This is a genomic window from Saccharopolyspora sp. 6M, assembly GCF_020176775.1.
GTDB lineage: Bacteria > Actinomycetota > Actinomycetes > Mycobacteriales > Pseudonocardiaceae > Saccharopolyspora_C > Saccharopolyspora_C gregorii.
Genome location: NZ_JAIUJZ010000014.1, coordinates 49,626 through 65,274, shown reverse-complemented (window position 1 = coordinate 65,274; position 15,649 = coordinate 49,626). Strand labels below are relative to the sequence as shown.

The following is a 15,649-nucleotide window of genomic DNA, read 5'->3' as shown; positions in this document are numbered from 1 at the left end:
GACGTCCCTCGCGGTCCAGAGCGCATCCGGCCGGACCGCCGCACGACGAACGCCAGACGCTCGACCGGACAGTGGGAGGATCACCGTGACCTACCTCGGACACCCGCGGCTGAACTTCGCGGGTACGTTCCAGTCCGACGCCGCCACGGTGAACAACGCCCAGCCGTACTTCGACAACGACCTGTTCGAACCGCGCTTCCACTGGCGGATGAAGCTCCCGGACGTCAACGGGTTGTGGAACCCTGGCGGATCCAACGCGCTGCGGCTGCACGACCTGCGCATCACCAGCGCCTGCTACGCCGACGGCCGCACCCTGACGTCGAAGGCCGACGACCCCGCTCTCGAAGGAACGGTGCGGGACGACGACCTCCGCGCCAACGGGAAGTTCGTCGATCTCGACCCGGAGAACCAACTGGTCTCCGAGATCTACGGATTGCGGATGCGACTCCTGGACGCGGCGGGCGACCAACTCCTGAAAGCCGACTACGCCGTAGCGGCTATGGACGAGATGTGGATGCGGGCGACGCTGCCGTCCGGCCGCGGCGACCCGGCGGCGGTGTACCACTCGGTGCTGACCAACCTGGAGTGGGCGGACCCGCTCGAATCGGCCATCCTGCGGGAGATCCGAGACACCACCGACGACGGAACGCTCTCGATCAAGTTCAACATGGACGGTGTCGAGGACGGGATCGAGGAGTGGAGCGACGACCTCACCTACGGTCGCATGGTGGGGTCGATCGGGCCCTATCGGAGCGGGCAGCCGAAGCACTGGGCAGGCGCCCGTGTTCTGAGTCCCGTCGAAGGCGCGCCGTTCCACCATGCGCCGTGCAGAGTGGACGGTTCGGGGATCGTTTTCGTGGACCTGGGCAACAGCATCAGGGCGTCGACACGCGGTGGGCCTCTCGTCGAGCTCCCGGCGCTGAGCCTCGCCGCGCTCGACGAGAACGGCACGCCGGAGGTGCTCGCTCCGCTCGACGGCATCGACCAGGGCTTCTACGAACGCACTGCCGCCATCGTCACCGCTCGGCCCGCCGCCGGTCAGCACGAGGCGGTGGCCGGTCGACGGCTGGCAGTGGTGGACGACGCACGACCGCCGAAGGTGCTGCTCGCCGAGCCCCACGACGGCGGGACGCTCCACGCCGACAAGTCCGTCTTCCGGCTCCACCCCGAGAAGGGGCACGACACCGCGACCGTCGACTTCCGCGCGTTTCGCTTCGGGCAACCTGCCGCCCACACCGACATCGCGCTCGGTACCGGCGAAGAGTCCGACGTCGTGGAGTTTCCGCGCAGCGTGACGACCGACGAGCAGGGGCGTGCGCGCATCACCCTCACCGGCCGGGACCCCGGCCATCCCCGCCCGATGCTCGACGGGCTCACCGTGCGCATCCCCTACCGGTTCGCCGCACGACCGGACGCGCCGTCGGGCCATCTCAGCGTGCGGGTGTTCGACCGCTACACCGGCCCGGAGCGCCCCACCTGGAACCGCGACGTGCGGCCGATCTTCCAGCGGTACGCCAACCTCTACCCGGTCATGCACGACCTCTTCGACCTGGGCAACTACCAGCACGTCACGCGGCACGGGACCTACATCCGCCGCACGATGCTGGCCCCGCTGGAATCGCCGAACCACATGCCCGTCACCCGAGACCTCTCACCAGGAAAGCGAGACATGATCGTGAAGTGGCTGCGGACCGAGCCCGCTCCCCCGGTGATGGAGATCGGCAGTCCCGAAGAACTGCGTGCCGTGCTACAGCAGGCCGTCTTGGTCGAGCAGGCCACGGTGCCGCCGTACCTCGCGGCGCTGCTCTCGATCAAGGCAGGCCACAACGTGCGGATCGCCGAGACGATCCGTGGGGTGGTCATCGAGGAGATGCAGCACATGGCCCAGGTCTGCAACCTGCTCAACGCCGTGGGCGGGGCACCGCAGATCGGCAGGCCCGGCTTGGTCCCGACCTATCCTGGCAAGCTTCCCGGTCCGGTGCTGCCCGATCTGACCGTACGGCTGCGCAAGATGTCCCGCGAGCACGTCAAGGACGTGTTCATGGCGATCGAGCAGCCGGATCACCCCACTGTGGACGGTGCACTGTTCCGCGGTTCCGTCATCGCACCGGACAGCGTGCGGCTGGACCGTTCCGGTTCCGTGCTGGAGGCCGACGACGGCGCCATGCGGGCTCTGGAGGACTGGTTCAACCGAGCCGAGTACACACCGCAGACGATCGGTTGGTTCTACAACCAGATCGCGCGGGCGATCTGCGAACTCGACGACGGCGGGTCGCTGTTCACCGGTGATCCCGCCCGCCAGGTGAGTTGGCCGGACGCGCCGGGCACGCTCTACAAGGTCACCGACAAGCGCTCCGCGCTGCTGGCCATCTACCAGATCATCGAGGAGGGCGAGGGAAGCCCGCACGACCTCGACGGTGACGGCGTCCTCGATCCCGACGAGTTCGGCCACTACTACCGCTTCCAGGAGATCGTGGAGGGACGTCGACTCATCCGGAACGAGCGCGGTGCGTGGGTGTTCGAGGGAGCCGAGGTGCCCTTCGACCCGGCCGGGGTCCATCCGGTCGTGGACGACGCGGACACCTACCGCCTCCCGGCCGATTCCCCCGGCAGGCGCGAATCGGTGGCCTGCGACGAGTCCTACACGAACATGCTCACCGCGTTGCACCGCGTGTTCAACGGCCATCCCGACGAACTCGACGACTCCGTCGGGCTGATGTACCAGCTCCAGGTGCAGGCCAAGAAGCTCCACGACATGCCGTCCGGGGACGGCGTCACCGTGCTCGGACCCGCGTTCCAGTCCCCCGGTGTCGAGTTCTGACACCGGCCGCCGTCGACTCCGCCCTCGCGACTGTCCAGTGAGGACGAAATCACCGGAACTACTCATCCGTATGTGAAGGGGTACACATGGGCCGGATGCCGACCGATACCGGGTCCTCAGGAGTGGCACGACAGGACGGAGTTCTCAGGCTGCACTGCAACGAGAGCGCCTATCCGCCACCACCCGCCGCGCTCGGCGCGGCGACCGAGGAACTCGACAACGCCTGCACGTCCTATCCGGACAGCGACTGCGCGGAACTGCACGAGCGGGTCGCCGAGTACCACGGGCTGAAGTCCGACATGGTGGTCGTGGGCAACGGAGCCGACGAACTCGTGCTGCTGACCTCGATGACCTTCCTCGGCTCCGACGACACGGTTCTGGTCACCGATTCGACGTTCCCCGGATACGTCTCCTCGGCGCGCGTGGTCGGCGCCCGCGTCCACAGCCTGCCGTTGGACGACTACCGGGTGCCGGTCGACGCCGTGGTGCAGGCGATGGCCGCGCCGGAGGAAAGAGCGCCCACGCTGGTGTTCGTCTGCAACCCGCACAACCCGGCGGGAACGGTGCTCGAACCCTCCGACGTCGAGCGGATCCTCACGGCCGCCGAGGCCGCCGGCGTGATCCCGGTGTTCGACGAGGCGTACATGGAGTTCGCGGGGCCGGACCACGAATACGCGATCAGCGCGGTCCGCGCCGGTCGTCGTCTGCTGGTGCTCCGCACGTTCTCCAAGGCGTGGGGGCTGGCATCCCTGCGACTCGGGTGCGCGCTCGGTCCGGCGGACCTGGTCGAGCGCATCCGCCGGACCCGGGAGCCGCTGCCGTTCAGCGTCAATCGAATCGTCCAGCAGGCCGGGGCCGCGGCGCTGGAGTCCCGCGACTACGTCGACGAGGTACGGCGGAAAACGGTCGCGGCGCGGGAGCACTTCTGCGCGCGCCTGACCGAGATGGGCGTGGCGTTCCAGCCTTCTGCCACGAACTTCGTGCTCGTCAAGCCGCCCGGCAACAGCGCTGAGATCGCCGCGCGGCTGAAGCAGGACCACGACATCCTGGTCCGGGACCTGAACATGTTCGGTCTGCCCGCCCACCTGCGGGTCACCGTCGGTACGACGGAGCAGATGGACCGGTTCTGCGATGCGCTGGCCACCATCCTCGAAGACTCCGAAGTGCACAACGAGTTGAACACCGGCCTCGGCGCTCCGAAGGGCCGCATTCAGGTGGCCACCGGACCCGTGATCGAACCGGCGGCGCTGTTCAACGGCTATGTGGGCGCCAACGTGGTCTTCGCCCTGACCGAGCTGAACGTCTGGCAGCACCTCCAGGACGGTGCGCGACCGTTCGACGCTCTCCCCCCACTGACCGGAGCGGAGCCGTCGAAGCTGCTCGCGCTCCTGCGCGCCGCCGCGCTGCTCGGCTACGTCGAGGTGAGTTCCGCTGTCACTCCGTCGGATCCGGGGACCGCGAGCACGGTCGCGCTGACCGACGCCGGGCGGGTGCTGGCGCGTCACCGAGGTTTCTTCACCTGGGGAGTCGGCGGGTACAGCGACGTGCTGCTCCACCTCTCCGACCTGGCCACGGGCCGGGCCACCTTCGGCACGGACGTCGACCGCGATGGCGGGAAGGTCGCCGTCGGCTCCGGTCTGGTCGGCGAAGAACTCATGCTGCGCACCGAGCACGAGGTCGTCGCGGACGTCGATTTCGGCACCGTCGCGGACCTCGGGTGCGGTGATGCCTCCCGGTTGATCCGGCTGTGCGGATCGAACGAGGCCCGCACCGGGCTCGGAATCGACACCAGCCAGGGAGCCTGCGAAAAGGCGGTCAAACGCGTCGCCGACGCGGGACTGGGACACCGCGTGGAAGTCGTGTGCGCCGACGTCCTCGACGTCCTCGACGAGCGGACGTTCCCCGGCGTCGAGCTGGTCACGAGCTTCCTCATGATGCACGACCTGTTCGAGAGCAGCGGTGACCCGGCAGGAACGATGCGGATGCTGCGCAAGGTGTTCCCCGACGCCAAGTGGTTCCTGGTCGGCGACACCGTCAGCCAGGACTGGGGTACCTCGCCCAGCACGCTGCCGATCTTCTCCGTCGAGTTCGAGCTGGTGCACGCCTTCATGGACACACCGATCGCGAGCCGCCGCGCCTACGAAGACGCCTTCGCGGCGGCGGGCCTGCGGGTTCAGCGGCGCGAACCGTTCGGCGCACCGTCGACCTGGCTGTGGCTGCTCGCCGCGGAATAGCGTCCGCCGTGATCGCGTCGTTCCGCACGGGCGGTTACCCGCAGCCCGACGCTCCGGCGGCCGGCCGTGCATTCGGTCGTGCCCGCGTGTTCTCCACCCGCGTGCAAGTGAGCCGCCCAGAATGGGCGGGCCACGGCGAGGTCCGGCGGCACCGCCTCGATCGGCGCGGGATCACCGGCTCGGCCCGGCTGTTCCGCTCCTGGCCCGTGGCCGCCGGATCGTGGGTTCAGGCGGGGGCCGGGTTTCGGAGGTGGTCGAGGACGCTTTGGGCGAACTCGCACGCGAACTGGTGGCGGAGGCCGTAGAGGTCCCAGTTCCGGTCGATGGTGGCCGGGTCGAGCACCCTCGCCTCCTCCTGGTGCAGGGCGAGGTCGCCTGCGCTCCGGGCGGACAGCAGCGCGAGGTGGGCGGCCCGGACCTCCTCCGACCGCTCGACGTCCGCCAGCGCCAGCAGTTCTTCCAGTTCCCCGGCCTCCAGCAACCGGGGCAGCGAGTTCCGGGACCAGTCGGCGCCCCAGTACCGCAGCCGGAGCTCCGGGGTGCGCGCCGGCACCGAGTCCGCCCAGGTAGGCCGGTGGCGGTCGTAGGGCGACCACCCGCTCGGGTAACACGTGTCGGCGACCGGCCGCGGACTGCAGGGCGAGTTGGGCGGTGTCCACCCACCAGCTCACCCACTGCGCGTACTGGGTGAACCAGGTCTCGCGGACGGCTTCGGCGCGGAACCACAGGTCGCGCCGGACGAGGTCCAGCGACGCCGTCCGCACCTCGGCGGCGAGCGGGCCGAGGTCCGGCGGGGGTGGAACGGCGCGCACCGCCTCCACCCACTTCGCCTGGACCAGTGCGACCGCGGTCGCCTGGTCGGCCAGCAGCTCCAGGAATTCCGCTGCACCCAGTTCCGCCGCCCCGCCCCCGGGACCGCCGGTGCGCACCTCATCGCTCACGGTCTTCAACGCGCCCCCTCCCCGGCTCGCGCGGTCTGCTGCGGGTCACGCGGCTCCGGTGCTGCGCGGCCACGGCGCGCCGGACCGCTGCCACCACCGGCAACCGCTCGCGCCTGCGCACGGAGCGACCGGCCCGTCCGACTCGACCCGGACGGTTCGGTGCCACACCTCGCCCGGAGCGGGCACCTCCTCCCGCGGCCAGTACTCCTTGCCGAGGGCGGGGACCTTGCCGCCTTCCGCCGCGGTGTCGTCGAGATGTGTCCAGCGCTGGCGCAACGCCCCTCCTCGTCAGCCTGCGTTCCCCCGGTCGACCGCCGGACGTCGCCGTCCGTTCGGTCTGGTGTCGCCAGTCAAGCAGCGCGCTCCCGCGCGGGATCGCGAAAACGCGCGACGGAGGACGCCGAGGCAGCAGGTCTGCCCGGAAACCCGGCGCGCGCCGCGGGCGCCCGGAAGCCCCGGCTCGCGGCGGGAATGCGCCGGAGGCGTTCCCCCGCGGCGCACCGGTGCGTACGTTGAGGTTCCTGCATACGTAGTCAAGGAAAGGGTGTGCCTGATGAGGTTCAGCAGGCGATCGTTCGTGCTCGGAGCCGGGGCCGTGGTGACCGGAGCGGCGTTCGCGCCCGCCGCGGCGCGGGCGGCGGGTGGGACCACCGGGACTCCGCCGTGGCTGGCGGAGTCCGTGCTGTACCAGCTGTACCCGCAGAGCTTCGCGGACGGCGACGGATCGGGCGTCGGCGACCTCCGCGGGATCGTGGCGCACCTCGACCACCTGGAATGGCTCGGCGTCGACGCGATCTGGGTGAACCCGGTGTTCCCGTCACCGCTCACCGACGCCGGGTACGACATCGCCGACTACACCGGTGTGCACCCGCGCTACGGCGACGAGCAGGACGTGGTGCTGCTGGTGGAGGAAGCGCGGCGGCGCGGCATGCGGGTGCTGTTCGACCTCGTCGCGGGGCACACCTCGGACCAGCACCCCTGGTTCCTCGGCTCGCTGCGCGACGACACCGACCACCGCTACATCTGGGCGTCGCCGGAACAGCTGCCGGAGGACGGCTCGCTGCCGGAGGACTTCGTGGCCTCCCCCGGCCCGCGGGCGGGCGCGTTCCGCAAGAACTACTACGACACGCAGCCCGCGATCAACTACGGCTACGCGCGGACGGACCCGGCCGAGCCGTGGCGCCAGGCGGTGGACGCCGACGGGCCGCGGCGCAACCGCGACGAGATCTTCCAGGTGATGGATCACTGGCTTCGGCTGGGCATCGCCGGATTCCGCTGCGACCTCGCGGCCACGCTGGTCAAGGACGACCCGGGGTGGGTCGAGACCGGCCGGCTGTGGGGCGACCTGCGGGCGCGGGTGGCGCGGCGGCACCCGGACGCGGTGCTCATCTCCGAGTGGGGTGATCCGGAGACCTCGGTGCCCGCCGGGTTCGACGCCGACTTCTACCTGCCGGTCAACGGCCCCGGCGACGGCGCGCCGTGGAAGTCGCTGTGGCACGAGAACCCGTACTTCGGCGCGGCGGGAACGGGCAGCCCGAAGGTGTTCATCGACGCGTGGACCGAGGCGACCGAGCGGATCGGGCGCGGGCGGATCATGCTGCCGACGGCCAACCACGACAGCGCGAACCGGCTCAACGACGGCGTGCGGACCCCGCAGGAGCTGCCCGCCGCGTTCGCGTTCCTGCTGACCTGGCCGATCGTCCCCGCGCTGTACTACGGGGAGGAGATCGGCATGCGGATGGTCGACGGCCTCCCCGAGGTCGAGGGCAGCGCCGGACGGCAGCGCAACCGGACGCCGATGCAGTGGGACGGCGGCCCGAACGCCGGGTTCTCCACCGCCCCCGCCGAGCAGCTGTACCTCCCGATCGACCCGGATCCGCAGCGGCCGACGGTCGCGGGGCAGCGCGACCATCCCGGTTCGCTGCTGAACCTGGTGCGGCGGCTGCTGGCGCTGCGCAAGCGGTACCCGGAGCTGGGGACGCGGGCGGACGTGCGGGTGCTCGCGGACGGCTATCCGCTGACCTACCTGCGCGGCGACCGGTTCCTGGTCACCACGAACCCGCGGCGGGAGCCCGCGGCGGCGGCCGTGCCGGACGCTCGGCTCGCCGGGGCGCGGATCGTCGAGGACGGCGGAGCCCGGGTGGACGGTGACGAGGTCGTGGTGCCCGGGTTCGGCTACGGCGTGTTCGACCTGGCGGGCTGACCCGCGGGTGGGCGGCCCGCGCGACCGGGTCGACCACCGGGCCGCCGGTGCGGCGAACCACCCCGCGCCGGGGTCGGCCGAGGTCTTGCGGCCGGGCGGTGGGCCGGTTCAGGCTGCCCTCCGCCGCGGCGCACCGGCCGCGCGGAACCTCCTGCCGCACCGCGCGATTCTTGACGCCCCGTGGGGTGAGAGCTAGCCTCCGACAACCTTCATACGTATGCATGACCGCGCAACGGGGCGCGAACCACTGGGAGATGCCGATGTCCATCGGAACGCCGGGAGCACCCGCTCCCACCGCCGAACCGGAGCGGGCGACGAAGCAGCAGATCCGCCGCGCGGTGTACGCCGGCGGAGTCGGGAACTTCGTCGAGCAGTTCGACTACGGGCTCTACGGCTACATGGCCCCGATGCTGGCCTCGTCGTTCTTCCCCGGTGGCGGCGGCGCGGGCGCGGTGCTGAGCACCTACGCGGTGCTCGCCGTGGCCTGCGTGTTCCGCCCGCTCGGCGGCACGCTCGTCGGCCGCTGGGGCGACCGGGTCGGGCGCAAGAAGGCGCTGCTGTGGACGATCATCATGATGGGCGTGTCCACCGCGCTGATCGGCGCGCTGCCGACCTACCAGCAGGTGGGCTTCCTGGCCCCGCTGCTGCTCGTGGTGATCCGGACCTTCCAGGGCATGATCTCCGGCGGCGAGTACGTGGGCGCCGTCGCGTTCATCGTGGAGTGGGCGAAGCCGAACCAGCGCGCCTACTACACCTCTTACGCCTCGAACAGCTGCTTCCTCGGCATCCTCTGCGGCGCCGGCGTCGCCGCGCTGGTCAGCACCCTGTTCGAGCAGCCGCAGCTGGAGTCGTGGGGCTGGCGGCTCCCGTTCCTCGCGGTGCTGCCGCTGTCGCTGGTCGGCCTGTGGCTGCGCAGCCGCATCGAGGAGACCCCGGAGTTCATGCGCGAGACCAACGGCGGCACCGACATCGTGCGGTCCCCGGTCCGCGAGGCGCTCCGTGAGCAGTGGCAGGCGATCCTGGTGTTCTGCGGCGCCTCGATCATGCTGGCGATCCTGTCCTACACCTGGGTGACCTACTACCCGGAGTACCTGGTCAGCGAACTCGGGCTGAGCCGTTCGCAGGCGCTGCTGTCGAACCTGATCTCGGTGGCGGTGCTGATGCCGCTGCTGCCGCTGGCCGGGAAGCTGTCCGACCGGATCGGCCGCAAGCCGATGCTGATCAGCGGCGCGGTCTGCTGCATCGCGCTGGTGCCACTGGCCTTCGCGATCGGCGAGCTGGGCGGTTTCGGCGCGGCTGTCGGCAGCCAGCTCGTCTACATCATCCCGGAGTTCTTCCTGACCGGGATCGTGACGACCTGTTCGGCGGAGCTGTTCGCCACCCGCACCCGGTTCAGCGCGAGCGCCATCGCCTACAACAGCTCGTTCTCGGTGTTCATGGGCGTGACGCCGTTCGTCGCGGCGCTGCTGGTGAACCGGTTCGGCACGATCTACGCGGTCTGGGCGTACTTGGCGGTGGCCGCCGTGCTGGCACTGGTCGTGATCACGGTGTTCATGAAGGAGACCTACCGCTCGGAGCTCAGCGCGAACAAGTTCGCCTGACCGGAACCCGATGGTGCGCGGCCCCCCCGCGCCGTCCGGCCCCCCGTTCGGTCACCCGGGAGGGGCGTGGGTGCCCCGGCGCACCAGTTCCGGCTGGAAGGCGACCTGACGGGCGGTTTCGCGCACGTCCCCGGTGAGGCGTTCGACGAGCAGGCGGGCCGCGGCGCGCGCCATCTTGGGCAGGTCGTAGCGGACGGTGGTGAGTGCGAACGCCTCCCAGGACGCCATCGGCAGGTCGTCGAAGCCGATCAGCGTGAGGTCCTCGGGGATGCGCAGGCCTGCGCGCAGCGCCGCGTTGTACGCACCGATCGCCACCACGTCGTTGCCGCAGAACACGGCGGTGAGATCCGGGTCGGCGGCCAGCAGTTCGGGGAGCCCGTGGTAGCCGGTGTCGAAGTCGTAGGGACCGCGCCGGATCCTGCTCGCGGGCAGCGCGATGCCCGCGTCGGCGAGCCCGGCGACGAAGCCCTGCTCGCGCTCGCGTCCGGTGCTGGTGGCGGTGACGCCGCCGAGCAGGGCGACGCGGGTGTGCCCGAGCGCGGCGAGCTCGTCGGCGACGAGCCTGCCGCCGAGCTCGTTGTCTACGACCGCCGAGTCGCCGTCGCGTCCGCCGACGCGGTTGAGGAACACGAACGGCACCTGCTTGCGCCGCAACGCGTCCGGCAGCCCGGAACCGCTGGTGGCGGTGGTGAGCACGGCGCCGTCGATGGAGTGGTCGAGCAGCTGCTCGGCGGCGAGCGCTTCGTCGGAGCGCTCGGTCAGCAGCATCATCCGGTAGCCGCGCTGCTCCAGCTCGTCGTGCAGCGGGCCGACGAGGTACGGGTAGAACGGGTTGGCCAGGTCGCTGACCAGCACGCCGATCCGGCGGGTGGTGTGCGTGGAGAGGCTGCGTCCGGCCGCGCTCGGCACGTAGTTGAGCGCGTCCGCCGCGTGCCGGACGCGTTCCCGCGTCGCCACCGACACCCGCGGGTCGCCGCGCAGCGCGCGCGAGACGGTCGCCTGGGACACCCCGGCGAACCTCGCGACGTCATGACTCGTGATCGACATTCGACCTCCCGGTATACGGATTCTAGCCGGGCCCTCCCCGCGAGATCCGGATGGATCCAGCACGCGGGACCGCACCGCGGACCATTGACCACCACCGGGCCCGGTGCTCTAATGCATACGTAGTCACAACCGCGGAGGTGCACGGATGCAGCAGGTACGGGTGAACGAAGCGGAGATCGCGCGCAGGACCATCCGGCGCACCGATTTCGTGTCGTGCGACCAGGCGTTCATCGACTGCCGCACGCCCGGATCGGAGCGCAAGGAGAACTACGCGATGATCGGGCCGGGGGTGTCGCAGAACTCCGAGCAGGTCATCAACCTCCGGGAGCCGCACGGCTACAACATCGGCGCGGCCGCGATGCCGCACGACGTCACGAACAACCTGCACCTGCACTTCACCGCCGAGGTGTTCCTGTGCTTCCGCGGCGAGTTCCTGCTGCGCTGGGGCGCCGACGGGAACGAGGGCGAGCTGGTGCTGCGGGAGGGCGACATCGCCTCCATCCCCACCTGGATCTTCCGCGGCTTCACCAACATCGGCCCGGACGACGGCTGGCTGTTCACCTCGCTGGGCCACGACGACACCGGCGGCATCATCTGGGGCCCGACCGTGCTGCGGGACGCCGCCGGGTACGGCCTGCACCTCACCGAGGACGGCAGGCTCATCGACACGGTCGCCGGGGACGAGCCGCCGGAGGACGTGGAGCTGGTGCGCCCGATGGCGGAGTCCGACATCGCGCGGCTGCGCTCCTTCTCCGTCGAGAAGATGCGGCGCCGCGTGGTGACGCAGGAGGACCTGGAGTGGTGCTCCACGCCGTTCCTCGGCTCGCACGTCACCGGCGGCGGCGCGGAGCTGGCGCTGGTGGTCGGCTTCGGCATGACCGAGGACCTCGACCAGGAGCCGCGGATCCACAACCCGCACGGCCACAACATCGCGTGGCTGCGCGCGGAACCGGGCGCCGGCGTGCCCGGGCACCGCATCGAGGAGACGCAGGTGCTCATGGTCAAGGAAGGCCGCTGGGAGGTCACCGTCAACGACCACGAGCCGGTCGTGGTGGAGCTCGGCGAGTGGGACATGTTGTCGGTCCCGCCGGGCGCGTGGCGCGGCATCCGCAACGTCGGCGAGGACTCCGGCAAGCTGGTCGTGATCAATTCCGGGGACGGGCGGGTGCGCCTGGACTGGGACGAGGAGGTCGTCAAGGCCGCCGCGGACGCCGGGTACTCGATCGACCACAACGGTTACGTGGCCCCGTACGCGCTGGTGCCGCGGTCCCGTGGCTGAGCAGGTGGTGCTGCTGCCCGGCATGCTCTGCGACGCCGGGCTGTGGTCCGCGATCGAGTCCGAAGTGGACGCACCGGTGCTGCACCCGGCACCGGAGGCGTCGAGCATCACCGGCATGGCCGAGCAGGTGTTGTCCGCTGTGGACGGTCCGTTCGTGCTGGCGGGCCTGAGCCTGGGCGCGATCGTCGGGTTCGAGGTGGCGCGGCTGGCGCCGGAGCGGATCGCCGGGTTCGCCGCGCTGGCCACCAACGCGGCGGCCCCCCGGCCGGAGCAGCACCAGGCGTGGTGGCGGCAGGCGCAGCGCACGCAGGCGGGTGATTTCCCGGCGGTGGTCGAGGAGATCCTGCCCGCGATGTTCGCGGAGCCGCCACCACCGGAGTTCGCCCGCGCGTTCCGCGAGATGGCCGCGCGGGTCGGGCCGCGCCGGTTCCTCACCCAGCTCGCCGCGCAGGCCACCCGCGCCGACGCGCACGAGGTGCTGCCCGCCATCACCGCTCCGGCGCTGGTGGCGTGCGGTTCCGCCGATGCGCTGTGCCCGCCGGAGTTCCACCGCGCGATCGCCGCGCGGCTGCCCGACGCCGAACTGCACGAGGTGCCCGGGGCGGGGCACCTGCTGCCGATCGAAGCCCCCGAGGTCACCGCCGAGCTGCTGAACCGGCTGCTGCGGCGGTGCCGAGCCACGAGCGAGGAGAACGACGTTGCCCGAAGTGCTGAAGCAGCCGGCGCCGAAGCAGGCGGCCACCGACGACTCCGCCTTGCGGGATCGGGTCCGCGCGATCATCGAGGACGTCCGCACCCGCGGTGACGCCGCGGTGCGCGAGTACTCGGAGCGCTTCGACGGCTGGAGCCCGGAGTCGTTCCGCCTCGCCCCCGAGGAGGTCGAGCGGATCGTCGCGACCGTGCCCGAGCAGGTGCTCGACGACATCCGGTTCGTGCAGGAGCAGGTGCGCGGTTTCGCCCGCCACCAGCGGGAATCGCTGCACGACATCGAGGTGGAGACGCTGCCCGGCGTGCGGCTGGGCCACCGGCACGTGCCGGTCGGCGCGGTCGGCGCGTACGTGCCCGGCGGGCGCTACCCGCTGACCGCCTCCGCGCACATGACGATCGTGACCGCGAAGGTCGCCGGGGTGCCGCGCGTCGTCGCCTGCACGCCGCCGATCCGCGGCGAGGTCCCGGCCGCGACGGTCGCCGCGATGCACCTGGCGGGCGCGGACGAGATCCACCTGCTCGGCGGGGTGCAGGCGGTGGCGGCGATGGCCACCGGCACCGCATCGGTGAGCTCGGTGGACCTGCTGGCCGGGCCGGGCAACGCCTACGTGGCGGAGGCGAAGCGGCAGCTGTTCGGCGAGGTCGGCATCGACCTGTTCGCCGGGCCGACGGAGATCCTGGTCATCGCCGACGAGCACGCCGATCCGTTCGTGGTGGCGGTGGACCTGCTCTCGCAGGCCGAGCACGGGCCGGACTCCCCCGCCGTGCTGATCACCACGTCGCGGGAGCTGGCCGTCGAGGTGCTCGGGCACGTGGAGGCACTGCTGCCGGGGATGCCGACCGCGGACTTCGCCGGTCCCGCCTGGCGCGACCACGGCGAGGTCGTGGTGGTCGACTCGATCGACGAGGCCTTCGCGCTCGCCGACACCTACGCCGCCGAGCACGTCGAGGTGCTGACCGAGCGGCCGCGGCTCGCGCTGGAGCGGATGCGCGACTACGGGGCGCTGTTCCTCGGGGAGGGCACCTGCGTGTCCTACGGCGACAAGGTGATCGGCACCAACCACGTGCTGCCCACCAAGGGCGCCGCCCGCTACACCGGCGGCCTGTGGGTCGGGAAGTACCTGAAGACGGTGACCTACCAGGAGGTGACCGATCCGGCGGCGAGCGCGCGGCTCGGCGAGGTGTGCGGGCGCGCGGCCCGCGTCGAGCTGTTCGAGGGCCACGCCCGCTCCGGCGACGTGCGGGCCGCGAAGTTCGGCGACGCGAAGCCGGAGTGGGCCGACCATGCCCGCGCCTGAGCTGGCGGGCCGCACCGCGCTGGTCACCGGCGGCGGCAACGGGCTGGGCCGGGCGATGTGCCGGGCGTTGTCCGCGGAGGGCGCCCGGGTGATCGCGGTCGGCCGCACCCGCGAGTCGCTGGCGGAGACCGTGTCCGGGCTGCCGGGAGCGGGCCGGGCGGAGACCTGCGACGTCGCCGACCCGGATTCGGTGGCGGCCCTGGCGGAACTGCTCGCCGACGAGGAGGTCTCGATCCTGGTGAACAACGCCGGGATCGCCGGTCCGGTCGCCCCGCTCACCGAGATCGAACCGGCCGAGTGGGACGAGGTGTTCGCCGCGAACGTGCGCGGCACCTACCTGGTGTGCCGCGCGTTCCTGCCCGCGATGACCGCGCGCGGGGCCGGGGACGTCGTCAACGTGGCCTCGGTGTCCGGGAAGCGGCCGCTGGCCCGCAGAACTCCGTACTGCGCCTCGAAGATGGCGGTGCTCGGGTTGACCACCACGCTGGCGGCCGAGGTCGGGCCGCTCGGGGTGGCGGTGAACTCGCTGTCGCCCGGACCGGTGGACGGGCCGCGGATGGCGCGCAACTTCCGGCTGGAGGCCGAGCGGACCGGGACCACGGTCGAGCAGGCCGAGGCGGAGTTCGTCTCGCGCGCCGCGCTCGGCCGGATGGTCACCGAGGACGAGGTGGGCGCGGCGCTGGTGGCGATGCTGCGGATGCCGGGGCTGTGCGCCGCGGACGTGGACCTCTCGGCGGGGATGGTGGGCCGGTGAAGCTGAAGTCGAGGTTGCGCGCGGGCGAGCGCCTGCGCGGCGGAATCCTGCGGCTGCCCGCCGAGATGCTGGTGGAGCTGTCCGGCGTCGCCGAGCTGGACTACGTGCTCGTGGACTGCGAGCACGGGCCGGACGACCTGGTGGCGTTGCAGCAGCACCTCGCGCTCGCGCAGGCGCACGGCCTCCCGGTGCTGGTGCGCGTCGGGCGGGCCGATCCGAACCAGGTGCTGCGGATCCTCGACCTCGGTGCCGAGGGAATCGTGGTGCCGCACGTGGAATCCGCGCGGGAGGCGGAAGAAGTGGTGCGCTCGGCGCACTACCCGCCGCGCGGTGATCGCGGGTTCGCGACCTACAGCCGGGCGGGCCGGTTCGGCGCCGTTTCGGCGGCGGAGCACCTGGCGGCCGCGCAGGACGTGCTGGTGATCGCGATGGTGGAGACCGGTCCCGGCGTGGAGAACGCGGCCGAGATCGCCGCGGTGGACGGGGTCGACGGCGTGTGGGTAGGACCGGCGGATCTCGCGGTGTCGCTCGGAGTTCCGCCCGGGGACGCCGCCGTGCACCGGGCGAAGGCCGAGGTGCACCGGCAGGCCAGGGCGGCCGGGGCGGCGGTGATGAGCATCGTCTCCAGCGCCGAGGCGGGCGCGGCCGAGGACGCCGACTTCGTCGTCTACAACCTCGCCCACATCCTGCTGAACACCTTCCGCGAGCTGTGAGCCCGCGAACGCGCGAAACCCCGGAGAGCACAGGGCTTTCCGGGGTTCCG

General features: G+C 71.5%; 12 protein-coding genes. 9 read left to right on the top strand and 3 right to left on the bottom strand.

Annotated elements, in window-relative coordinates:
- Positions 1-85 precede the first annotated feature (85 nt).
- Positions 86-2,821 (top strand): ferritin-like domain-containing protein, encoded by a 2,736-nt coding sequence (locus tag LCD31_RS29460; protein ID WP_224955846.1) that lies wholly within the window; start codon positions 86-88, stop codon positions 2,819-2,821.
- 122 nt (positions 2,822-2,943) lie between these two features.
- Positions 2,944-5,055, top strand: a complete 2,112-nt coding sequence (locus tag LCD31_RS02865; protein WP_224955845.1) for an aminotransferase class I/II-fold pyridoxal phosphate-dependent enzyme — start codon at positions 2,944-2,946, stop codon at positions 5,053-5,055.
- A gap of 226 nt (positions 5,056-5,281) precedes the next feature.
- On the opposite strand, the gene LCD31_RS02860 is transcribed toward LCD31_RS02865, so the two are convergent.
- Positions 5,282-5,608 (bottom strand): hypothetical protein, encoded by a 327-nt coding sequence (locus LCD31_RS02860; RefSeq protein WP_224955844.1) that lies wholly within the window; start codon positions 5,606-5,608, stop codon positions 5,282-5,284.
- A gap of 433 nt (positions 5,609-6,041) precedes the next feature.
- On the bottom strand, positions 6,042-6,272 hold the full coding sequence (locus tag LCD31_RS02855; protein WP_224955843.1) for a hypothetical protein: 231 nt from the start codon (positions 6,270-6,272) through the stop codon (positions 6,042-6,044).
- A gap of 277 nt (positions 6,273-6,549) precedes the next feature.
- On the opposite strand from LCD31_RS02855, the gene LCD31_RS02850 reads away from it, so the two are divergent.
- On the top strand, positions 6,550-8,199 hold the full coding sequence (locus LCD31_RS02850; protein ID WP_224955842.1) for an alpha-amylase family glycosyl hydrolase: 1,650 nt from the start codon (positions 6,550-6,552) through the stop codon (positions 8,197-8,199).
- Between the two features lie 221 nt (positions 8,200-8,420).
- On the top strand, positions 8,421-9,800 hold the full coding sequence (locus LCD31_RS02845) for an MFS transporter (RefSeq protein ID WP_224955841.1): 1,380 nt from the start codon (positions 8,421-8,423) through the stop codon (positions 9,798-9,800).
- Positions 9,801-9,851: 51 nt separating this feature from the next.
- Here the strand turns inward: LCD31_RS02845 and LCD31_RS02840 are convergent, their stop codons facing one another.
- The gene (locus LCD31_RS02840; protein ID WP_224955840.1) at positions 9,852-10,847 is read right to left on the bottom strand and encodes a LacI family DNA-binding transcriptional regulator; all 996 of its coding nucleotides are present in this window, start codon (positions 10,845-10,847) and stop codon (positions 9,852-9,854) included.
- A gap of 145 nt (positions 10,848-10,992) precedes the next feature.
- Between LCD31_RS02840 and LCD31_RS02835 the strand changes: the two genes are divergently transcribed.
- The 5 genes from LCD31_RS02835 to LCD31_RS02815 are packed head-to-tail and all read left to right on the top strand — an operon-like array spanning position 10,993 to position 15,599.
- Positions 10,993-12,126 (top strand): cupin domain-containing protein, encoded by a 1,134-nt coding sequence (locus tag LCD31_RS02835; protein WP_224955839.1) that lies wholly within the window; start codon positions 10,993-10,995, stop codon positions 12,124-12,126.
- On the top strand, positions 12,119-12,931 hold the full coding sequence (locus LCD31_RS02830; protein WP_224955838.1) for an alpha/beta fold hydrolase: 813 nt from the start codon (positions 12,119-12,121) through the stop codon (positions 12,929-12,931). Before LCD31_RS02835 ends, LCD31_RS02830 begins: the two co-directional genes overlap by 8 nt.
- Positions 12,834-14,132 (top strand): histidinol dehydrogenase, encoded by a 1,299-nt coding sequence (gene hisD / locus LCD31_RS02825; protein ID WP_224955897.1) that lies wholly within the window; start codon positions 12,834-12,836, stop codon positions 14,130-14,132. Before LCD31_RS02830 ends, hisD begins: the two co-directional genes overlap by 98 nt.
- Entirely contained in the window at positions 14,119-14,886 is a 768-nt protein-coding gene (locus LCD31_RS02820; RefSeq protein ID WP_224955837.1) for an SDR family NAD(P)-dependent oxidoreductase, read from the top strand. Before hisD ends, LCD31_RS02820 begins: the two co-directional genes overlap by 14 nt.
- Positions 14,883-15,599 carry an HpcH/HpaI aldolase/citrate lyase family protein gene (locus LCD31_RS02815; protein WP_224955836.1) on the top strand — a complete coding sequence of 239 codons (717 nt, stop codon included), beginning with the start codon at positions 14,883-14,885 and terminating at the stop codon, positions 15,597-15,599. Before LCD31_RS02820 ends, LCD31_RS02815 begins: the two co-directional genes overlap by 4 nt.
- The last annotated feature ends 50 nt before the right edge of the window (positions 15,600-15,649 follow it).